The organism is Kitasatospora sp. NPDC048407, assembly GCF_043200475.1.
Classification (GTDB): Bacteria; Actinomycetota; Actinomycetes; order Streptomycetales; family Streptomycetaceae; genus Kitasatospora.
Window position 1 is genome coordinate 94,446 of record NZ_JBICXW010000002.1, and the last position, 21,971, is coordinate 116,416.

The window sequence follows — 21,971 nt, forward strand, 5'->3', positions numbered from 1 at the left end:
TCACGGCCCGATGTGGAGGTGCGCCGCCCACAAGTGCGGTGCGGGCAGCAGGTGTTCACGCAGTGAGCGGACGGCGTGGTGCAGGGCCAACGCCGGGTCGAACGGTCGGAGGCCGGCGGCGTCGTCCTCCGCCAGGGCGGCGTAGAAGTCTCCGGTGACGCGGCGGGCGACCTTGTCGGAGACGCTCCACAGCGTGCCGACGACGTGGGTGAAACCGGCCAGCTGGAACGACGGCGCGAGGTGCACCGCCTCGTCCGGCAGATCGACGCCGCCCTGGGACGTTGAGCAGGCCGACAGGAAGGCCAGTTCGGCGTCCACCGGGCGCTGCGCGAAGAGGTCGAGGGCGCTGAGCCGGCCGTCGTGCAGGATCAGGCCGCTGTTCGACGGGCTGCCCGGGTCGCTGATGCCGTGACAGCTGAAGTGCACCCAGGAGTGCCGGGACAGCGCCCGGCGGACCTGCTCCACGGTGGCGTGCTCGCCGTCCAGCCGCAGGCCGCCGGGGAAGAGTTCCGTCACCAGTGCCGCCTCGGGCTCGGCGCCGGGCAGCGGCGGGCCGCCCGGGGTGTGCGGGAGCGCGACCACCAGCGGGGCGGGTCGCCGTCGGGGTGACGCGGTGGCCCTGCGCCGGGCGCGCAGCAGGGAGCGCACGGTCGGCGTGTACGAGGAGACGGCGCGGTCCATCACCCAGGTGCCGGGGATGTTCCGGCCCTTGCCCGCGGCGTGCAGCGGCAGGAACGCCAGCCGGCCGGTCGGGCACCACCGCAGCCGCGGCCACTCCTCGCCGTCCAGCGGGGTCCCGCGCAGGCCGAGCCGGTTCAGGACGGGCGCGGCCAGGCTGTCCCACAGCCACTCGAGGAGTGTGCTGTGGAAGGTCATCATCTGCTTGGCGGCCGCCATGCCCTGGTCCCCGTAGGCGACGTCGATGCGCCGCTCGTCGAAGGCCAGCGCGGCCGTCAGCACCTCGTCCGGGCTGAGGTCCGGCAGCGGCAGGACGTCGATGCGCGGCTCGCCGCCGCCGCGGGCGGCCAGGATCAGGGCGTGCGAGCCGTACGCGCTGACGTTGACCACCACCACCGGCCCGTGCTCCGCCACCGAGAGCAGCTGACGGGTGGTCGGTGGGCGCAGGAAGTCGTCGAGCCCGTCCAACTCCCGGATTTCCTCCAGGAGTTGGTTCCATCGGCGGGACAGCGTGTGGCGCTCCTCGGCGTCCCGCAGGGCGGCCGCGCCTGCCGTCTCCTGGACGAAGAAGGCGTCGGGCCCTTGCTGTTGCAGCGCGGGGTGCTCCTGGCTCAGCCGGTCCCGGATCCGTTCGAACTCCGCGGCGCGGGCCGGGTCGAGCGCACGCAGCCGGGACAGATCGCCCTGGTTCTCCAGGCCCTGGGCCAGCAGCACGCCCCGGCCCTGTTCGAGCAGGGCCAGCGCCCGCGCCGGATCGCCCGCCCGGATCGCCAGGGCCGCCGCCGAACTGGCCAGCCCCCGGCCGGAACTGAGCCGGTCCTCCTGGTCGATCCGGGCGAGATGACGCGGCGCCACGCTCGGCAGCAGGCCCACCGCGTGGGCGAAGCCGTCCAGGGCCTCCGCCCACCGGCCGGTTCGGGCCGCGATGCCGCCCCACGTGCGGGCCGCCTCGAGCCGGGTGTGCGGCGGGAGGACCGGATCCTCGGCCGTCTGCCGGTTCAGCCGGATCACCTCCGCCAGATCGACCCGCTCGCCGTGATCGCCCCGCCGCAGCTGCGCCGTCCCCTCGACCCGCTCCCCGTACTGGGCCCGCCGCAGCTGCGCCATCGCCAGCACCTGACGGGCCAGGGCGTGCATCGGGTCGGGGGAGTGCGTGTGGTCGGCGAGGGCCTCGCGGGCGGCCGCCGCGGCCCGGCGCAGCGCCGTCCTGGCGGCACGTTCGGGGAGCAGCTCCGAGGTGCGCAGAGCGGCGAGGGCCAGCCGGGCCAGCGCGGTCGTCCGCAACGGGTGCGGGGAGCCGAGCTCCATCACCAGGTGCTCGAACTGCCGGCAGACGTCCAGCGCGGCCGGGGCGTCCTCGGCCTCGCGGGCCTGCTCGAAGCGCACCACGGCCAGGTTGAGCGCGGCGCGCTCCCGGGCCGGGGACATTCCGCGGTGCCGGTCGGCGGCCTCGCTCAGCAGGGCGAGCGCCTGCTCGCGCAGAGCCGGGTCGTCGGTGGTCGCGGACAGGCCGGACAGGGCCAGGCCGAGGTTGTTCAGCACCTGCGGGCGCTGCACCGAGCCCGGGGCGGTGTGCTCCACGGCCGACCGGAACACGGCAACGGCCTGAACAGCCCAGCTGCGGTCGCCCGTTCGGGACGCCCGGCTGAGCAGAGCGGCCCCGAGGTTGGTGAGGACCAGGCCCCGGTCGCCGTACCCCTCCGGTACGGCGGCGAGCGCGCCCTTCAGGGTGCCCAGCGCGGCATCCAGCTGCTCGTCCGAGCCGGACTCCGCCGCCAGCGACCACTGGAGATAGCCGAGGCCGGCCTGCACGGTCGAGCGCTGCGGGGCGTGCTCCGGCAGGTGGAGCAGCGCGGCACGGCAGCACTCCATCGCTTCGGCCCGAAGCCGCGCGTCCGGCCGGAAGCCGTACAGGTCGGCGAGGCAGGTGGAGAGCCCCTCGAGGGCGTACGGGTGGGGTTTCGGCGCGGTCAGCGCGATGGTCTCGCGGTGGCGGGCGGCGGCCTGCTCCAGGTACGCCGGGTCGCCGGTGAAGTGGAAGCGCATGCGCAGGTTGTTGCCGAGGGCCACCAGGCAGTCGGCACGGTCCGTCCGGTCCTCGGTCGGCTCCGCCAGGGCCTCGGACAGCAGGGCGGCGGACCGGTCGAGCGCGGCGGTGTCCGAACGCAGCCAGCCGGACTTGTCGAGCGCGGCGGCGAGACGGTGGATCACGGTCAGCTGTCGCGGGTCGTCGGAGGGGGCCATCGCCAGGGCCAGTTCGAGGTAGTGCACCGACCGGTCGAGCACGTCCGCGTCGTCACTGTGGTTGGTGAGATCCAGCAGCGCGGCGCCCAGCAGCAGCCGGTAGTACGCGCGGTCGGACGTGGTGCACCGCTCGTCGGCCGTCACGACCGCGTCCAGCACGGCCACCGCCGTACGGTGGGCGGCCGGGTCGCCGGTGTTCGCCGCGCGCTGCATCCAGTGACCGCCGAGCCGGGCCTCCAGGTCGAGCCGCCGCGGGTCGCCCGGGGGCAGCAGCGCGGCCGCGCTGCTCATCGACGCAGTGGCCTGCTGCCACGCGTCCCCGACCTGCTGGTCGGTGCCGAGCACGAGGGCCGTCCCCAGCGAGAACCGCACGTCGGCCTCGAAGTCCGGTTCGGGGTAGGGCAGTTCGAGGCATTCCCGGTAGTGCACCACCGCCTCGGCGGCGCGCTCGCCCCGGTCCTCCCTCGCTGCGGAGCCGAGCAGGCAGTCGGCCAGGTGCCGCAGCGCCAGTGCGCGTGCGGCCGTGGGCTGCGGCAGTTCCCCGACCAGCCGGCGCAGCAGCGTGATCGACTCGGCCGACGGGTCGTCACTCCCCTCGGACTCGGCCCGCAGACCCAGCAGGTCCGCCAGCGCCGAGCCCCGCTCCAGCCGGAGCACCGGGACCTGCGGCGAGGTGGCCTCGAAACCCGCGCCGGCCAGGGCGACGGCCTCCGCGAGATCCCGGGGGTCATGGCCGGCCCGGTAACGCCTGGTCAGGGCGAGCGAGAGCATCGTCAGGGCGTTGGCGGACAGCGCGGTCCCGCCCGGTGCGAGACCGGCCACCTCCCGGGCCGCGTCGAGCGCGGCAGCGGTGGCCTCGGCGTCGTCCTCGGCGGCGGCCCCGAGCAGGGCGAGGCTCAGGTTGTGCAGGTACTGTAGCCGCAAGCCCTCGGTGGGCGCGACCTCGGCGGCCCTCCGACAGAACGCGACACCTTCGGCCCGCAGCCCGGGCTCTGTTGCAGCCTGGGTGATCAGCACCATGCCCAGGTGGCAGAGCACGTCCGGGTACCCCGACGGGTCGGCGGCGCCGTCCGCTCCGCGCAGCGCCTCGCGGAGGAGGGCGGCGGCCTCCGGCAGGGCGTCGCGGTCGTCGAAGAGGACCGCGGACTGGGCCAGGGCTCGGCCGAGTTCGAGGCGGTAGGCCGCGAATTCGGGGGAGTCGGGCGGGCAGGACGCGAGCGCGGTACGGGTTTCGGAGGCGGCGTCGCGGATCGCCTCGTTGTCCAGGGTGACGTCCGCCCAGAAGCGCAGGGTGGTGCCCAGGTTGGCGTGCCGGAGGGCCTGTTCGTCGGGCGTGCCGGGGACGGCCGCCACGGCGGCGCGGCAGACCTCCACGGATTCGGCGAGCGAGGGGAGTTCGGCGCGGTCCTGCCAGTCGTACAGCAGGGCCACCCCGAGCCGGGACAGCACCGAGCCCCGCACCGGGCTGTCCGGCGGGCACTGGGCCGCCGACCGGCGGAACAGCCGGACCGCGGCGGCGGGCGCGCCGGGGTACCGCCAGCGCTGGTACGCCAGCGTCATGCCGATCGCCGCCGCGTTCGTGTGCGCGAGGCTCGGCCCGTCGTCCTCGGGGACGTCCTCGCCGGCGGCCACGGCCAGGACCGGCGCGTATTCGGACGGAATCTCTTCCGGCCGGTGCCGTCGCACCTGGAGCAGGCAGAGCAGCCCCTCGCCGAGCAGCGCTGGATCACGTTCGCCGCCGGCCCAGTACGCGAGCAGGTCGGCGCAGCCGAGCAATACGGCGTGCTCGAGCGGGAGTCCGGCGGCGGGTGGCACCCCGCCGGCCCGGAGTGCGGCCGTTGCCGCGTACGCCTCGGCGGTGGTGAACCACGTCAGCGCCGCAGGATCGGCCGCCGGAAGGTCGAAGTGGGCGGACAGCAGTGCGATCGCCTCGTCGTCGGTCACAGCCAGTTGCTCTCCGCCGGGATGTCGTCGGCGAGCAGCACGATGAGGTCCTCGCGGCTCGGGGTGTCGGCCCCGGCGAGCCGGGAGGCCTGCCGTTCGACCATCTCCTCCAGCAGGGTGCGGGCGTCGCGGGCGTTGGCGGGGTCGCCGCGGAGCTCGCGGCGGGTGAATCGTTCGACGAGCCGGTCGGTGACTTCCGGGGCGAGGCGGTAGGTGTGCCGTTCGGCTTCGCGGACCACGATCTCGGTGAGTTCGGCCGGGTCGTACGGGTCGAACTCGAGGATGCGGGAGAACCGGGAGCGCAGGCCGGGGTTGGAGTCCAGGAAGGTCCGCATCTCCTCGGTGTAGCCCGCCGCGATGACCACCACGTCGTCGCGGTGGTCCTCCATCAGTTTGGTGAGGACGTCGATGGCTTCCTGGCCGAAGTCGCTGTTCGCGCCGAACCGCCGGGCCAGGCTGTACGCCTCGTCGATGAACAGCACGCCGCCGGACGCGCGTTCGAAGGCCTGGCGGGTCTTCTGCGCGGTCTGCCCGAGGTACTCGCTGACCAGGTCGCCGCGGGCGACCTCCACCAGGTGGCCCTTCTTCAGCGCGCCGAGCGCGGCGAGTATCTGTCCGTACAGCCGGGCCACGGTGGTCTTGCCGGTGCCGGGCGGGCCGGAGAAGACCAGATGGTGTGCTCGGGGCGGCGGGGGCAGGTCGGCGTCGGTGCGCCACCTGGCCAGCCGGAGCAGGTCGACCTGGATGTCGACCTGCCGCTTGGCCTCGGCGAGTCCGATCATGCGCCCGAGTTCGGTGATCGGGCCGGTCTCGGGCCGCAGGATGTCCTCCGCGGTGGCGCCGGTGCGCAGGTTCTCCGTCCGCACCCGGTCGTTGGAGATCAGCGCCTCACCCTCGCAGCCGGTGATCTCGCAGTCCGTCAGGCTGCCGTACACGTTCTCGTCCAGGCGGACGCCGTCGCTCCCGGCGCCGTGCACCCGTACCCCGCTGAGCGTCAACTGGCTGGTGTTGCGGGCCCACAGGGCCGTGCCCCGGCTGGCGGAGATCTCCAGCCGGTCGATCTCCACGGTGGTGTTGTCGAGGGTCAGCAGCCCGACCTCACCGGCCTTCGTCACCGTGCAGTCGTGTGCGGTGAGCCGGCTGTCCTCGCGGCAGTTCAGGCCGTACAGGCCGGCCCGTTCGATCGTGACGGCTTCGGCGGTGAGACGCGCGGTGTTCTGCAGCAGCAGCCCGGAGGTGGTGACGTCGGCGATGACGGCGCCGACCAGCCGGACGGTCACGCCGGTGCCGATGCAGCGCACCCCGTTCTGGCAGCGTTCCAGGCGCAGTTCGGTCAGTTCCACCACCGATCCCTCCTGGATCAGGACTGCGCTTTCGGACTGGTCGTGGACCCTCAGCCGGGTGAACTCGCCGCGCGCCTTGTGCACGTTGACGCCGGTGCCGCCGAAGGCCACCGCGCAGTCGTCGATCAGCGGGACGCCGCCGGAGGCGACGCTGATGCCGTGCACGCCGGCGTTCTCGATCCGGCACCGCTCCAGCCGTCCGCGGCCCTGGTCCTCGACGATCACGCCGCAGTCCCGGCAGCGCGCGAACAGGCAGTCCCGGACCTTGGGTTCGGCGCCCCGGGCGATGTAGAGGCCGACGGTGGCGCCGCTGACCGTGGTGTCCTGGACGGAGCCGCGCGCCTGGTGGTCGTAGACGATGCCGGTGGCGTGCACCTCGTCGATCCGGGAGCCCAGGATCTGTACGGCGGAGTGGTCGCCGGCGGCGATCGCGGTGTCGCCGGTGCCCCGGAACTCGCAGCCGCGGATCTCCGCCGTCGAACCGGTCACGTCGATGCCGCGGCCCCGGCTGTCGACGACGGTGCAGTCGGTGATCTCGGCGTTCGCGCGTTCCTTCAGCACCAGCGCGTGGCCCTTGGCGGAGCGGAACGCGGTGCGCTCGAACGTGCCGCCGGCGCCCGCGAGTTCGGTTCGGCCCGCGGTGATCTCGCAGTCCCGCACGGTCAGTTCGGCGCCCTGGGAGGCGAGCAGCGCGTACTCGCCGGGCGCGTCGATCCGGCAGTGGCGCAGCTCCAGGCGGCCGGTGGTGGAGACGGCGATCGCGCCGCGGCCCTCGACGGTCAGGGAGTCGAGCGTGACGGCGCCCTCGCACTCCAGGGCGGACCCTTCGGGGGTCTCGATCACCACCGGCCCCTCGCCCTCCGCCCGGACCACCTCGACGGTGCCGGACACCAGCAGCGGCCCCGCCTCCCGGTACCGGCCCGGCTCGATCAGCACCCGCACCGGCCGGTCCCTCGGCGCGGCGCGCAGCGCCGACCCGAGACTCCGGTGCGCCGCCCCGCGACCCTGCCCGACCCGGACGGTCACGGCCTCGCCCGTCACCGACTCGGCCCGCCTGGTGTGCCTGGCGAGCAGGTTCGAGCCGTACGGGGTCAGCGCGTTCGCCAACTGCGCGGGAAACACGGCGAGTCCGTGCATCTGGGCGAGCACCGGCGAGTTCAAAGGCAGCAGCTGGACGGCCGGCCCGTCGGTGCGGAACGGCCAGTGCGGCAGCGGCGCCGGAGGGTTCGCCCCCGGGTTGAGCCGGGCCAGCACCGCCGTCACCGCGTACCGCCGCCCGGCGCGCGTGACGGTCTGCTGCCCGGCCTCCAACGAGGCGATCTCGGACCACGGCACGGTCCGCTCCCGGCCGCCGACGGCCACCACCACGCCCCGGCTCTCCACCCGCAACTCGCAGCCCCGGGACAGCCGGAGCGCCAGCCACCTGATGCCGAACGTACCGAACACCACCACGGTGAGCAGCGCCAGCAGCGGCTGGACGGGCGCGAAGGCGCCGAGCGGGGCCATGGCGAGGACGGCGGCGACGATCACCAGCAGCATCACCACCCGGAACCCGCGCAGCAGCACCCGGCCCGGCAGGGACAGCAGCGCGCCGGCCGCGAACACCGAGGCCCCGCCGGGGCCGTCCGGCAGCCGGGTCGTCCCGCCCCAGCGGTCCGACAGGCGCGGGACGAACACCTGGTCGAGGCGCGCCGCCGGCACCGCCAGCGGCGCCAGGTCGAGCAGGATCCCCTGCCACTGCGCCGACCAGCGCGGCGAGCCGCCGCCCGGCAGCGCGGCCGGGCTGCCCAGCGAGGTCCGCACCAGCAGCGAGCCCCGGAAGTGCGGCGCCTCGTACGCGGCCACGAACCCCCGCATCGGCAGCACGCACATCCCGTCGACCGCGTCCCAGGGCAGCCGCACCTTCCGCAGGCCGCCGCGGAGTTCGAGGTACTCGGGATCGACCACCACCGTGACGGGCGCCCACGCGCGCACCGCCTGCCGGACCAGCACCACCGCCCACACCACGGCCGTCAGACCGTCGACCAGCATCGCCGCCGGCCGCGTCACCACCCCGGCGAACAGCGGCAGCCCGCAGCCCGCGAACGCGCCGGCCGCGAACAGCGCGAACGCCGCGCGCCGGCGGCGGTACTGCGCCGACGGCCGCAGCCGCACCTGCTCACTCTCCTGTGCCATCGCGCCCCCAGCAACGCCGACTGCCCTCCTGGTCATCAAATCAGCGAACTCCGGCCCCGGCGGCCGGTTCGGCGTTTTGACCGGTCTGCTGATGGGACGTCAACGACGCGCGCACCACCCCCACTTGGAGACTGGTCAACGGCGGCCCCGGTGGCCAGCATGGGTACCCGTCGTTCCGCACCACCGCGCCCAGGAGGCCTTCGTGTCGCACGCCCCGAGCCAGCCGAGCCACTCCTCCGGCCCGTCCGGAACCCCGCTGCTCGGCGACACCGTCGGAGCCAACCTCGACCGGGCCGTCCGCGCCTTCCCGGACCGCGAGGCACTGGTGGAGTGCGCCACCGGCCGGCGCTGGACGTACGAGCGACTCGCCGCCGACGTCGACGCGGTGGCGCTCGGCCTGCGCGCCAGGGGCGTCGGCCGCGGCGACCGGGTCGGCATCTGGGCGCCGAACCGCGCCGAGTGGACGCTCACCCAGTACGCCACCGCGAAACTCGGCGCCATCCTGGTCACCGTCAACCCGGCCTACCGCACCCACGAGCTGGAGTACGTCCTCAACCAGGCCGGCGTGCGCCTGCTGGTCGCCGCCCGCGAGTTCAAGACCTCCGACTACGCCGCGATGATCGCCGACGTCCGCCCGCGCTGCGCCGAACTGGCGGACGTGGTGCTGCTGGACGGGCCGGACTGGGACGAGCTGCTGCTGGCGGGCCGCCGGGAGGATCGGGCGGTGCTGGCCGGGATCGCGGAGGAGCTGGCCGCCGACGACCCGATCAACATCCAGTACACCTCCGGCACCACCGGCTTCCCCAAGGGCGCCACCCTCTCGCACCGCAACATCCTCAACAACGGTTATTTCGTCGGGGAGTTGTGCGGCTACACCGAGCAGGACCGGATCTGCATCCCGGTGCCGTTCTACCACTGCTTCGGCATGGTGATGGGCAATCTCGCCGCCACCTCGCACGGCGCCTGCATGGTGATCCCGGCGCCCGCGTTCGACGCCTCCGCGACGCTGGCCGCCGTCGCCGCCGAGTCCTGCACCTCGCTGTACGGGGTGCCCACCATGTTCATCGCCGAACTCGCCGACCCGGACTTCGACCGCCACGACCTGAGCAGCCTGCGCACCGGCATCATGGCGGGCGCGCCCTGCCCGATCGAGGTGATGAAGGACGTCATCGGCCGGATGGGCATGACCGAGGTGTCCATCTGCTACGGCATGACCGAGACCTCCCCGGTCTCCACCCAGACCCGCGCCGACGACTCGGTCGAACGCCGGGTCTCCACCGTCGGCCGGGTCGGGCCGCACCTGGAGGTGAAGGTCGTCGACCAGGCCACCGGCGCCACCGTCCCGCGCGGCGAGACCGGCGAACTGTGCACCCGCGGCTACTCGGTGATGCTCGGCTACTGGGGCGAGCCCGAGCAGACCGCGCAGGCGATCGACACCGAAGGCTGGATGCACACCGGCGACCTCGCCGTGATGGACCAGGACGGCTACCTGAGCGTCACCGGACGCAGCAAGGACATGGTGATCCGGGGCGGCGAGAACCTCTACCCGCGCGAGATCGAGGAGTTCCTGTACACCCACCCCGACGTGCTCGACGTCCAGGTGATCGGCGTCCCCGACGCCAAGTACGGCGAGGAGTTGATGGCCTGGGTGCGGATGCGCGAGGGCGCCCGCCCGCTCACCGCCGAAGCGGTCCGGGAGTACTGCACCGGCCGGCTCGCGCACTTCAAGATCCCGCGCTACGTGCACGTGGTCGACGAGTTCCCGATGACCGTCACCGGCAAGATCCGCAAGGTCGAGATGCGCGAGCAGGCGGCCCGGATGCTGAGCGACTGACCGACCGTCGGGGGAGCATGGGGGAGTGCCCGTTCTCGCCGTCCTGTTCGCTGTCCTCGGCGCCGCCTCCAACGCCACCGGCACCGCCTTCCAGCGCAAGGCGGCCGCCAAGCTCGGTCACGGTGGCGGCCTGCGGTTCGTGCTCACCCTGGCGCGGGACCCGGCCTGGCTGATCGGCATCGCCGGATTGGCCGGCGCGGCCCTGTTCCAGGCGCTCGCGCTGAGCTTCGGGGCGCTCGCGCTGGTGCAGCCGGTGTTCGTGCTGGAGCTGCCGTTCGCGCTGCTGATCGCCTCGCCGCTGATGCACCGCCGGGTGCCGCAGGCCGGCTGGGCCGGGGTGGCCGCCGTGGTCGGCGGACTCGTGCTGTTCCTCGGCAGCGCCGCGCCCACCGGGGGCACCGACAACGCCCCGATGAGCCGCTGGGTGCCCGTCCTGGTGGGCTGCCTCGGCCTGATGGGCGCCGCCGTCCTTGCCGCCCAGCACTGGCGCTCCCCGCTGTTCCGGGCCGGCGCGCTGGGCAGCGCGGCGGCCGTCGGCAACGCGCTGACCGCCGCCCTGATGAAGTCCGCCACCGGGACCTTCGCCGACCACGGACCGGCCGCGTTCTTCTCCGTCTGGCAGACCTACGGCTTCGCGCTCACCGGAATCGCCGCCGTCCTGCTGCTGGAGAACGCCCTGCAGGCCGGCCCGCTGGCCATCTCGCAGACCGCCCTGACCATCGGCGACGCCGGGGTCAGCCTGCTGCTCGGCGTGGTGCTGTTCGACGAGACCGTCCGCACCGGCTGGTGGGTGCTGCCCGCGCTGCTCGGGCTGGCCGTGGTCATCGGCGGCGTGCTGACCCTGGTGCGGGCCGTCCCACACATCCAAGAGGTCGTCAGCTCCGGGAAGAAGTGAGCTTCCGGGAGCTGACGACCTCGGTAAGACGGTGCGTCAGGAGATTGCGCGTCAGGAGACCGCGCGTCAGGAGACCTCGCGTCAGAAGATGAGCTTCCAGTTGTCGATGTAGCCGGTGTCACCGCGGTACATGTCCTGGACCTTCAGCCGCCAGGTGCCGTTGGCGACCTGCGCGGAGGCGTCCACCGTGTAGGTCTCGAGCACGTTGTCGGCGGAGTCGCCGACGTTGGCCTTCTTCAGCGAGTAGACCTTGCCGTCGGGGCCGACCAGGTCGATGTTCAGGTCACCGCGCCAGGTGTGCTTGATGTCCACGGACACCTTGAGGTCGCTGGGCGCCTGGCCCTCGACCTTGTCGACGACGATGTCCGAGAAGACGGCCGGGCCGCCGCCGTCCGGGATCGGCACCCGGGTGGCGTTCGAGACGATGGCCCGGGCGACCTTCCAGGTGAACTTCGTCGTGACGCTGCTGTGGTGCGAGGCCTTGGCGAGCAGCGTGACCTCGTAGGTGCCCGGCGTGGTCGGAGTGCCCGAGACCTTGCCGGTGACGGGGTGCACCTTCAGACCGTCGGGCAGGCCCTCGGCGTGGAAGGTGAGCTGACCGGGGTTGAAGTTGGTGGCCTTGAACTGGAGGTCGACCTCCTCGCCGACCGCGCTGATCTGGGAGTCGATCGAGTCGACCATGATGCCGTCGACGACCCGCGGACCGACGTTGATCGCCGCCCAGGCGTTGGCGGTGTTCATGTAGGTCTGGCTGGTCTGCCCGTACAGGTCCGCGGCGGCCTTGAGGGTCGCGACGCGGGCGGCGGCGTAGTTGGTGGAGGAGGTCATGTAGGTGGTGAGCGCCCGGTACCAGATCTTGGCGGCGGCGTCGCGGCCGATCCCGGTCACCGGCAGGCCGTCGGAGGTCGGCGAGTCGTAGTTCACGCCGTTGACGGTCTTGGCGCCGCTGCCCTCGGAGGCCAGGTAGAACCAGTGGTTGGCCGGGCCGGACGAGTAGTGGACGTCGATCGAGCCGAGGCCGGAGTACCAGGCGTCCTTGGACTTGCCGTCCTTGGAGGGCTTGTCCATGTAACGCAGCGGGGCGCCGGTGCCGTAGATGTCGATCTTCTCGCCGACCAGGTAGTCGCCCTTGTCCTGGGGGTTGTTGGCCCAGAACTCGATGGCGGCGGCCATGATGTCGGAGGTCGCCTCGTTCAGACCGCCGGACTCGCCGCTGTAGATCAGGCCCGCGGTGTTCGAGGTGACGCCGTGGGTCATCTCGTGGGCGCCGACGTCGATCGAGGTGAGCGGGTGGGTGTTGCCCGAGCCGTCGCCGTAGGTCATGCAGAAGCAGCTGTCGGACCAGAACGCGTTGACGTAGTTGCTGCCGTAGTGGACCCGGGTGTAGGCGCCGACGCCGTCGTTCTTGATGCCGTTGCGGCCGTGGACGTTCTTGTAGTAGTCCCAGGTGAGCTGGGCGCCGTAGGCGGCGTCCACGGCGGCGGTCTGCCGGTTGGAGACGGTGCCGTCGCCCCAGGTGTCGGTCGGGTTGGTGAACAGCGACTTGGTCGAGCCGCTGGTGCCCTTCAGGTCGTACGTGCTGTGGCCGCCGCGGGTGGGGTCGGTCATCGCGAAGCCGCCGCCGGCCGCCGCCGAGGTGCCGATGTTGACCTGGCCGGAGAACTGGCTGTTGCCGATGCCGGTCTCGATGCCCTGGAACTCGAAGATCTTCTTGCCGGTGTTCGCGTCGGTGATGACGTGCAGCTCGGACGGCGTGCCGTCCTCCTGCGTGCCGGTGACGATCGTCTCCCACGCCAGGGTCGGGGTGCCGGACGCGGCCCAGACGACCTTGCGGGCGTTGTCCGCCGCCGGCTCCTCGACCTTCGCGTCCCCGGCGCTGTCCAGCGCGAGGCCCTTCGCGGAGTCGGCGCTCTCCTTCTCGTTGGTGTCGACGGCGATGTCCGCCTCGGTGGCCTTGGTGACGCCCGTGGTCGAACCGTCCGGGGCGGTGTGGACGACCAGGTCGCCGCCGAGCACCGGCAGCCCGGCGTAGGTGCGCTCGTAGCGGGTGTGCACGCTGCCGTCCGCGTCCTTCGTCACGGACTTGGCGATCAGCGCCTCCTCCGACCGCAGGCCCAGCGACCTCGCGGTCTCGGCCTTCGACGCATCCGCCGAGGCCAGCAACTCGCCACGCTGCTCCGGCGACAGCTGCACCGGCAGCGCGCCGGCGATGGCCTGGACCTCGGCCGGGGCCTGGTCCGTGGTGTCGGCGGAGGCGACACCGGAGGTCAGGGCGGCCGCGATCATGGCGGCGCCGGCTATCAGAGCGGTTGCGCTGACGGTCTTTCGGGAGGATCGAGTCACACGGAACTCCTTCTGCGACGGCCGCGTGGGTACGGCCGGAGTCAGCCGGGAGGGCAGGGATGGAGCCGCCCGGTAGAGCTGGTGGTTCGAACGAGCAGGACGGTGTCCGACGGGTCGCCGCATCGTGGTGGTGCGTGTGCGTCTGCAAGGACCTCTGCGGCGATGGGACGGTACAGTGCCAGCTTTGTTGGGAACGCGTCACCCATGCGGCAACAAGTTGGCCGAAATACTTCGTTGCCGACGTAATGTCGAGGTAATCGGCCGTCAGAACGTTGGTAATGCGCCAAAAAAGCGGGAGCCGGGGACGGCCCCACACCGTCCCCGACTCCTCTTCCCGCGCTCCCGGACGGGCCCCACACCCGCCGGGAGCTCTTCCCGCCTCCGGACAGACCCCCACGCCTGCCGAAGGCTCGACCGCTACGCGGCGGGCGTGATCAGCCCGTAGTGCCCGTCGTAACGGTGGTACATGACGTTGCCGCGGCCGGTCGCGGCATCGGTGTAGAACACGAACGGCAACCCGGTCAGCTCCAGCCGCGCCCGGGCCTGCTCACCCGTCAGGCGGGGCACCGTCAGACGGCTGACCACCAATCCCGTCACCGGGTGCGGCAGCGGGCCGGTCGAGGCCAGCCGGTAGCCGCCCGCCGCACCGCGGTAGACCAGGCTGTCGCAACCGCTCTCGGCGTCCGTGAACAACTGGAAGTCGTAGTCCATCGCCTCCAGTTCGAACACCGCGTCGAGCGCACCCAGCCGCGCCGCACTGTAGCTGCGGTGCCGCACCAGCCGACGGTCCTCCGGCTCCACGTGACGGCGCTGCGGGCGGTGCTCCGGGTCCAGGCCGTCGGCCCAGCCGAGCGGCGTGCGGGCCGGCCGGCGGTGATGACGCAGGCGGGCGACCCGCGACACCAGGCGGTCCTGGAGCAGATCGATCGCCTCACGCATCGTCGCCGCAGCGACGTGCGCCCGCACCGGACGTCCGTTGACGTCCACCGTGGCCTGCGCCAACGACGGCCGGGCCACCGCGTGGTTGGGCTCCTGCACCAGCCGCACCCGGACCGCGAGCACCGGCTCGTCCAGCCGGTCCAGCACCGCGGCGATCTTCACCCGCGCGTAGTCGGGGGCGCCGGCCGAAACCTCGCCGCGGGTCTCCACCAGCACCTCGACCTCGGCAACACTACGGGTCTGCAGACGGTTCATCAGAAACTCCTTTCCCGATGACTCCAGCCTGCTCCATGGCCGCCGCCGCGCAGAGGGCCGAACGGTCCACGTGGGGGAGCCGACGGGCCTGGCTGTTTCGGGACGGTCGGCGGGCATGGTTCGACGAGATGTCAGTCCTGCTTCGGCTCGTCGTTGCTGTCATCGGCCTGTTTGTGCTCGTCTTGGTGCTCGTCTTCGTGCTCGTTTTCGTGCTCGTTTTCGTGCTCGCGGCGGGCCTCGCGTCGCCGGGAACGCAGGTGCCACACCAGCAGGGCCACGAGCACCACCGCCGCCACCACGATCGCCGCCGAACGCCCCACCACGGCCTCGATGTGCGAATACGCGGAGCCCGCGAAATAGCCGAGCAGGACGAACCCCACGCCCCAGATCACCCCGCCGATCGCGTTGAACAGCAGGAACCGGGGGTACGGCATCCGCGACACCCCCGCCAGCGCCGGCATCATTGCCCGGAAGAACGCCACGAACCGCCCCAGCAGCACCGCCATCGGGCCCCGACGGCGGATCAGGCTCTGTGCTCCCTCGACCCGGTTCGCGTGCCGGCGCATCGTCTTCGTCCGCAGCACCGCCGGACCGAACCGGCGGCCCACCTCGTACCCCGTCGAGTCGCCGAGGATCGCCGCGGCCACCACCACCAGCACCATCAGGCCCAGCGACACCTTGCCCTGATGGGCAAGCACTCCGCCGAGCACCGCCGCCGTCTCGCCCGGCAGCACGAACCCGACGAACAGCGCGTCCTCCGCGAACACCAGGGCCCCCACCACCGCGTACACCACCGGGCCCGACAGCCCCCGCAGCCAGTCGGTGAGGCCGTGCACCCGGACCACCTCGCTCCCGGCTCGCCCGCCGTCCGGCCCTCACCGTAACGCCGAGCCCGCGCCACCGCCCGCAGAACCCGCTGCCCGGGGGGCGCGTCACATGCCCCCGATGGGCCAGACTGTGCCGGTGACCGCGAGATCCCTGGCCAAAGGCAGCAACCTCCCGATCGACGTGCCCGCCGTGCACGCCGACCTCAGCTGGACGCCCGCACCCGGCGCCCCCGACCTCACCGCCGCCGCGCTGCTGCTGACCGCCGACGGCCAGGCCCGCGACGCAAGCGATCTGATCCGGCGTCGACGCACCCCGCACCGTTCCGGCGCCGTCCTCTGCCGCGGCCGCACCGGCCCCGCCGACGCCCCCGTCGAACGGATCGAGGCCGACCTCGCGGCGCTCGACGTCCGCGACGCCGACGTGCAGCGCGTCCTGCTGCTGGCCGCCACCGACGGCGAGGGCACCTTCGGCCGGATCCGCGACCTGACGCTGGCGATCTCCGACGCCCGCACCGGCCTGCCCCTCGCCACCTTCACCATCGAGGCCGGCCGGGAGACCGCCCTGATCGGCGGCGAGCTCTACCGCCGCAACGGCCACTGGAAGTTCCGCGCCGTCGGCCAGGGCTTCGCCAACGGCCTGGACGGGCTGGCCGCGGCGTACGGCTTCACGCTGCCCACGGACTCCGCCGGGCAAGAGCCGGAGCCGGAGCCGGTGTTGGTGTTGGAGACGGCATTGGAGCCCGAGCCGGAGCCGGATTCGAGGCGGGAGACCGGGAGTTCGCCCGGGCCCGAGGCCGTGGCGGGGCCGGCGCCGGATGCCGGCGGCGCGCTCACGGTGCCGCGACCGGCGGCAGAGCCGTCGCCCGTACCCGAGCCGAAGCGCGAGCCGGCCCCGGAGACCGGGCGGGCGAACGGGCCGCACACCGCACCGGAGTTGGAGGCCGGGCCGGCACCCGAGCCCCTGCCGGGGCCGGATGCCACCCGTGAGTTGAGGCTGCGCCTGTCGGCCGGGCCCTCGCCCGAACCGGAGCCGGTGCCGGAGGGCGTGCACTTCACCCGCGAGCTCAGGCTGCGCCCGGCGGAAGAGCCTTCTCCCGCACCGGAGTTGGAGCCCGGGCCCGAGGGCGTCCACTTCACCCGCGAGCTCAGGCTGCGCCCGCTGCCGGCCCCGCAGCCCGCGCCCGCATCCGACCCGTTCGCGTCCTCCCCGGCCCCGCAGCCCGCTCCCGCGCCCGACCCGTTCGCGCCGTCGCCGGAACAGTCCGCGCCCGCGCCCGACCCGTTCGCGCTCCCGCCGTCGCCGGAACAGGTCGCGCTCCCGCCGTCGCCGGAACCGCTCTCGGTGCCGCCGGCCGTCCCCCCGCGCCCCACGCACGCGCCCGACATCGCGGCCGCCGCCGCGCAGCAGCTCGCCGCCGCCGCCGCGCAGCAGCTCGCCGCGGCAGGCGAGTCGCAGCTGCCCGTCGACATGCGCAAGCGCCTCTCGTTGCGCAAGCAGCAGGTCGCCGTCAGCCTGCAGAAGCACGGCGCGCAGGGGGTGGTGGCGCGGATTCTGCTGGTGCTGGACGCGTCCGGGTCGATGGCGGGGTTGTACGCGCGGGGCGTGGTCGCGGACGTGGTGGAGCGGATGGCCGCCGTGGCCGCGCAGTTGGACGACGACGGGACGATGCAGGCGTGGACGTTCGCGTCCCGCTCGGCCCGGCTGCCCGATCTGAGCGTGCCGGGGCTGCCCGAGTGGCTGCGGCTGCACGTCCGGCCCGGTGAGGCGAGCATGGGCGGGCTGTTCGGCCGTCGTCGTATCCGGGCGCCGAGGCCCGACGGGCGGGTGGACATGAAGGCGGTCGGGATCCAGAACGAGGAGCAGAAGGTGATCGCCGAGGTGCGGGAGTTCGTCCGCGCCTTCCCGTCGCCGCTGCCCACCCTGGTGCTGTTCTTCTCCGACGGCGGCATCTACCGCAACTCCGAGATCGAGTTCCAGCTGCGCTCGGCCGTCGAGGAGCCGATCTTCTGGCAGTTCGTCGGCCTCGGGCATTCCAACTACGGCGTGCTGGAGTACTTCGACCGACTGCCGGGCCGCCGGGTCGACAACGTCGGGTTCTTCGCCGTCGACGACATCAGCACCCTGCCCGACCCGGAGCTGTACGACCGGCTGCTGTCCGAGTTCCCGCAGTGGATCACGGCCGCCCGCCGGGCCGGCATCCTGCGCTGACGGGCCGGCATCCTGCGCTGACGAGCCGGCGGGACGTCAGGCCGCGGCGCGCGTGGTCCGGTCGGTGACCGAGACCACGCCGTCGACGGCGGCGCAGAGTTCGCGCAGGGCGAGGGTGTGGCAGTGCGGGGCGGTGGTGCCGCTGAGGGTGACCTCGCCCTGGACGACGTCGACGCTGATCAGGGCGGGGCTGGTGCCTTCGACGGTGGTGAGGATCTCCTCGACGATTTCGCGGCGGATCGCCTGGTCCTCGCGGAGGAAGACCCGCAGCAGGTCGCCGCGGCTGACGGTGCCGATCAGGCGGCCGTCGGTGGGGGAGACCACGGGCAGGCGTTTGACTCGCCGACGGGTCATCAGGCGGGCGGCGGCGACCACCGTGCTGTCGGGGGTGGTGCAGACGGCGGGGGTGGTCATCAGGTCGGCGGCGGTGGTGCCGGTGCCGCGCAGGTGGACGGGTGCGGGCAGCAGGGATGCCGGGTCGTACTGGGCGAGTTGGGTGCGCAGCAGGTCGGCCTCGGAGACGACGCCGAGCGGCCGGTGGTCGGTGTCCACCACCGGCACGGCGGTGATGTCGTACTCGGCGAGCAGTGCGACGATCTCGCGGAAGCCCGTTCCGGGGCTGACGGTGACCACTTGACGGGTCATCATCGCTCCGACGGTGCAGTGCCGCATCGTCCTTCGCCTCCTCGGTCCGCGCCGGTCCGATGCCGACGTTCCCACTCTGCGGGGTGTGCGGCGTCGGGGGCGAGGGCCGGAGGTCCCGGGTGGTGGGGCCGGTCGGCGGGGCGGGGGCGGGGCGGCAGCAGCCGCAGTCCGGACACCCATTCGGGGCGGATCCGGACGGAGACGGCGGGCGGGCCGGTGGCGGCGGTGGGGTGTACGGCGTCGGCGTGGCCGAGCACGGTGACTGTCCAGCCGCTGCCGTCGGCGGGGTCGACCTGGTCGGCCTGGAAGGCGACGACAGTGCCGGTCACGGCACGCAGCAGCTCTTCGTCGGGCTGGTCGACCAGGACGCTGCCGCCGTCCGCGAGGCGGTAGCGGACCGGCAGGACGGCGGGCAGGGCGTGCCGGGTGTAGACGAGCCGGCCCACCGAGTGACGGGCCATCAGGCGCAGACACTGGCCCGGGTCGAGGCTGAGGCCATCGGGGGAGGAGACGGGTTCGCTGGTCATATCTCCGATCCTGGGCGGTCGGACCCGTGTGGCGGGAGGGCCGTTGGTCGTTTCCGTACCGGTCGAGCGTCCTTCCGATCGGCGGGGGTGGGGCTCCGGGATACGAACCGATTACGTTCTTTTTCTGTTCATAGAACTGTTTGTATGTTCATCGACAGGCTGTCAGTCGGCCAGCCCCCCGCTACCCGACTGGAGTCACGAGTGAGCCCCTCCTCCTCCGCGCGCCGACGCACCCTCACCGCCGGCGCCCTCGCGGCGAGCGCCGCACTGCTCGTCGCCGCAGTCCAGGTCGACACCGCCTCCGCCGCCCCCGGCCGCGACGCCGCGATCGCCCGCGCGGAGGCGAACGTCTCCCACCACGCCGACCTGTTCGGCTTCGGCGCCGGCCAGGGCCTGAAGGTCAAGGACGTCATCATCGACGCGGACGGCACCCAGCACGTCCGCTTCGACCGCACCTACCGCGGCCTGCCGGTGATCGGCGGCGACCTGGTCGTCCACCAGGACGCCCGTGGCAAGCTCGCCGACTCCTCCCGCGCCAAGGGCCACGACGCCGCGGTGAAGTCCGTGGTGCCCGCCGTCTCCCCGCAGCACGGCGCCGCCGCCGCGCTCGGCCAGGCCCAGGGCATATCCGGCGCGACCGCCACCCCCGAACTGGTCGTCTGGGCCGCCGACGGCACCCCCCGCCTCGCCTGGCAGACCACCGTCAGCGGCGAGGGCAAGCAGGGCCAGCCGGCCGGCCGGATCGTCGTCACCGACGCCAACACCGGTGAGGCGATCGAGAGTTACGACTCCGAGCAGTCCGCGGCCGGCACCGGCCACTCCGAGTACACCGGCGACGTCCGGATCGACACCACCCAGCAGGCCGACGGCAGCTACACGCTGACCGACCCGGTCCGCGGCCACCTCACCAAGGACGCCAAGAACCTCGGCGCGAGCAGCGTCAAGGCCAGCTCCGGCAGCGCGCTCACCAGCACCACCAACGTGTGGGGCGACGGGAAGAAGTTCTCCACCGACCGGTCCACCGCCGCCGTCGACGCCCACGCCAACACCGCCTGGACGTACGACTACTACCTCAACACCTTCGGCCGCAAGGGCATCAAGAACGACGGCCGCGGCGCCACCGTCTTCGTCCACGTCGGCACCAACTGGGACAACGCCCAGTGGTCCGACACCTGCTTCTGCATGATGACCGGCGACGGCAACGGCACCACCGACCCCGAGCAGGTCGACCTCGACACCATGGGCCACGAGATGACCCACGGCGTCACCAGCGCCACCGCCAACCTGCGCTACAGCAGCGAGTCCGGCGGCCTCAACGAAGCCACCAGCGACATCTTCGGCACCATGGTCGAGTGGTACGCCAACAACGGCGTCGACACCCCCGACTACCTGTTCAGCGACCAGTCCACCCCGCCGTGGCTGCGCCGCTTCGACAAGCCCTCGCTGGACGGCCGCTCCGCCGACTGCTGGAGCAAGACCGTCGGCAAGCTGGACGTGCACTACTCCTCCGGCGTCGCCAACCACTGGTTCTACCTGGCCAGCGAGGGCAGCGGCAGCAAGACCATCAACGGCTTCACCTACAACAGCCCGACCTGCAACAACTCCACCGTCACCGGCATCGGCAACCAGAAGGTCGCCGCCATCTGGTACCGGGCGCTCACCGTCTACATGACCTCCACCACCAACTACGCCGGCGCCCGCACCGCCTCGCTGAACGCCGCCCGCGACCTGTACGGCGCCACCTCCACCGAGTACGCGACCGTCGCCGCCGCGTGGAGCGCCGTCTCCGTCGCCTGACCGCACGCGTGTCCGGATGGCGACCGATCGGCCGCTATCCTGGCCCGATGAGCGACAACCTTCCCCCCTGCCCCAGCTGCGCCGGCCAGTACACGTACGAGATGGACGCCCTGATGGTCTGCCCCGAGTGCGGCCACGAGTGGGCGCCCGCCGAGGACGACGCGGCGCAGCCGGCGGGGGAGCGGGAGATCCGGGACGCCGTCGGCAACGTGCTGGCCGACGGCGACACCGTCACCGTGGTCAAGGCCCTGAAGGTCAAGGGCAGCGCCTCCGGCATCAAGGCCGGCACCAAGGTGCGCAACATCCGGCTGGTCGACGGCGTCGACGGCCACGACATCGACTGCCGGATCGACGGGTTCGGCGCCATGCAGCTCAAGTCGAGCGTGGTCAAGAAGGCCTGACCCGCTTCCTGCCCCGCCGTGCTCCCGGACTCCCCGCGTGGGGGCCGGGAGCACGATCATTGTCGGGGTCGGCTTGCTAGGGTCGGCGCGACGCCCCCGTGCCCTTTCGGGCCTTGAACGAGACGGTGACGACCACGTGAACGCCGAGAACCCGCAGTCGCTCCCGGTGGCCAGTGTGCCGCTGTACCAGCTGAAGGCGGAGTTCTTCAAAACGCTCGGGCACCCCGTGCGGATCCGGGTCCTGGAGCTGCTCAGCACCCGCGACCACGCCGTCGCCGAGATGCTCCCCGAGGTCGGCGTGGAGCCGGCCAACCTCTCCCAGCAGCTGGCCGTGCTGCGCCGCGCCAAGCTGGTGCACGCCCGCCGCGAGGGCTCCACCGTCGTCTACACCCTCGCCAGCGGCGAGGTTGCCGACCTGCTGCGGGTCGCCCGTTCCATCCTCGGCTCGCTGATCACCGACCAGGCCGGCCTGCTCGCCGACCTGCGGGCCGCCGACAAGGGCTGACGCGCCGTCACTTCCCTTGCTGTGCCCGCGAGGGCGCCGGTGTGCCCCCAACATGCAGACATTGCGACTTGCGAAATTCTTCAAGTCGATACATTCTGATCGGGTGCCCGACAGGTCCGTCCTGCCCGGGCGCCTGCGTGCCGACATGGGGAAGGGGCCGGACGTGACCGAGCTGTTCGAGGATGAGGTCCGCGAGCAACTCGCCCTCGCCGAAAGGGCGTTGCGCGAGGCCCGGGACGCCGACGACGACCATGGCGCGCAGGCCCAGGCCGGCCGGATCGCCGGGCTGCTGCGGATCGCGGAGCAGCACGGCGTCGCCGTCCCGTCCCGGTCCGGAACAGAGCCGGAACCCCAGAAAGAGAGCTGAACGGTGCCCGCGTCGCAGTGTCAGGCCCAGGCGGAGGTCCATG

General features: G+C 72.7%; 13 protein-coding genes and 2 pseudogenes. 8 read left to right on the forward strand and 7 right to left on the reverse strand.

The annotated features are described in order from the left end of the window. A complete protein-coding gene (locus ACGFWJ_RS05765) occupies positions 1-4,866 on the reverse strand; it encodes a CHAT domain-containing protein (protein WP_392945646.1) in 4,866 nt (1,621 codons plus the stop codon). Further along, positions 4,863-8,384 (reverse strand): right-handed parallel beta-helix repeat-containing protein, encoded by a 3,522-nt coding sequence (locus ACGFWJ_RS05770; protein ID WP_392945648.1) that lies wholly within the window; start codon positions 8,382-8,384, stop codon positions 4,863-4,865. Before ACGFWJ_RS05770 ends, ACGFWJ_RS05765 begins: the two co-directional genes overlap by 4 nt. A 202-nt stretch (positions 8,385-8,586) precedes the next feature. Here ACGFWJ_RS05770 and ACGFWJ_RS05775 point away from each other — a divergent pair, with 202 nt between their 5' ends. Both ACGFWJ_RS05775 and ACGFWJ_RS05780 read left to right on the forward strand, forming a co-directional pair. Then, entirely contained in the window at positions 8,587-10,218 is a 1,632-nt protein-coding gene (locus ACGFWJ_RS05775; RefSeq protein WP_392945650.1) for an AMP-binding protein, read from the forward strand. Between the two features lie 25 nt (positions 10,219-10,243). Continuing rightward, the gene (locus tag ACGFWJ_RS05780; protein ID WP_392945652.1) at positions 10,244-11,113 is read left to right on the forward strand and encodes a DMT family transporter; all 870 of its coding nucleotides are present in this window, start codon (positions 10,244-10,246) and stop codon (positions 11,111-11,113) included. 81 nt (positions 11,114-11,194) lie between these two features. Here ACGFWJ_RS05780 and ACGFWJ_RS05785 read toward each other — a convergent pair whose 3' ends face one another. From ACGFWJ_RS05785 to ACGFWJ_RS05795, 3 genes are all read right to left on the reverse strand, one after another. Beyond that, a complete protein-coding gene (locus tag ACGFWJ_RS05785; protein WP_392946491.1) occupies positions 11,195-13,399 on the reverse strand; it encodes a M4 family metallopeptidase in 2,205 nt (734 codons plus the stop codon). Positions 13,400-13,873: 474 nt separating this feature from the next. Then, positions 13,874-14,650, reverse strand: coding sequence for a sigma 54 modulation/S30EA ribosomal C-terminal domain-containing protein (locus tag ACGFWJ_RS05790; protein WP_392945654.1), 777 nt, complete (start codon positions 14,648-14,650; stop codon positions 13,874-13,876). 131 nt (positions 14,651-14,781) lie between these two features. Continuing rightward, positions 14,782-15,486 (reverse strand): DedA family protein, encoded by a 705-nt coding sequence (locus ACGFWJ_RS05795; RefSeq protein WP_392945656.1) that lies wholly within the window; start codon positions 15,484-15,486, stop codon positions 14,782-14,784. Between the two features lie 109 nt (positions 15,487-15,595). Here ACGFWJ_RS05795 and ACGFWJ_RS05800 point away from each other — a divergent pair. Beyond that, a pseudogene (locus ACGFWJ_RS05800) lies at positions 15,596-16,126 on the forward strand (TerD family protein); the annotation flags it as partial. A 795-nt stretch (positions 16,127-16,921) separates the two neighbouring features. Further along, positions 16,922-17,686: pseudogene (locus tag ACGFWJ_RS05805) on the forward strand (vWA domain-containing protein); the annotation flags it as partial. 36 nt (positions 17,687-17,722) lie between these two features. Here the strand turns inward: ACGFWJ_RS05805 and ACGFWJ_RS05810 are convergent. Together ACGFWJ_RS05810 and ACGFWJ_RS05815 are read right to left on the reverse strand one after the other, a co-directional pair. Further along, positions 17,723-18,334 (reverse strand): CBS domain-containing protein, encoded by a 612-nt coding sequence (locus ACGFWJ_RS05810; protein ID WP_387864250.1) that lies wholly within the window; start codon positions 18,332-18,334, stop codon positions 17,723-17,725. After that, positions 18,331-18,858, reverse strand: coding sequence for a pyridoxamine 5'-phosphate oxidase family protein (locus ACGFWJ_RS05815; protein ID WP_387646984.1), 528 nt, complete (start codon positions 18,856-18,858; stop codon positions 18,331-18,333). Before ACGFWJ_RS05815 ends, ACGFWJ_RS05810 begins: the two co-directional genes overlap by 4 nt. Before the next feature lie 201 nt (positions 18,859-19,059). Between ACGFWJ_RS05815 and ACGFWJ_RS05820 the strand changes: the two genes are divergently transcribed. The 4 genes from ACGFWJ_RS05820 to ACGFWJ_RS05835 all read left to right on the forward strand — a co-directional run bounded on the left by ACGFWJ_RS05820 (position 19,060) and on the right by ACGFWJ_RS05835 (position 21,928). Continuing rightward, positions 19,060-20,655 (forward strand): M4 family metallopeptidase, encoded by a 1,596-nt coding sequence (locus ACGFWJ_RS05820; RefSeq protein ID WP_392945659.1) that lies wholly within the window; start codon positions 19,060-19,062, stop codon positions 20,653-20,655. 47 nt (positions 20,656-20,702) lie between these two features. After that, a complete protein-coding gene (locus ACGFWJ_RS05825; RefSeq protein ID WP_387646979.1) occupies positions 20,703-21,056 on the forward strand; it encodes a zinc ribbon domain-containing protein YjdM in 354 nt (117 codons plus the stop codon). A gap of 136 nt (positions 21,057-21,192) precedes the next feature. Further along, positions 21,193-21,561 carry an ArsR/SmtB family transcription factor gene (locus ACGFWJ_RS05830; RefSeq protein WP_392945661.1) on the forward strand — a complete coding sequence of 123 codons (369 nt, stop codon included), beginning with the start codon at positions 21,193-21,195 and terminating at the stop codon, positions 21,559-21,561. 163 nt (positions 21,562-21,724) lie between these two features. Next, a complete protein-coding gene (locus tag ACGFWJ_RS05835; RefSeq protein WP_387646976.1) occupies positions 21,725-21,928 on the forward strand; it encodes a hypothetical protein in 204 nt (67 codons plus the stop codon). Positions 21,929-21,971 lie beyond the last annotated feature (43 nt).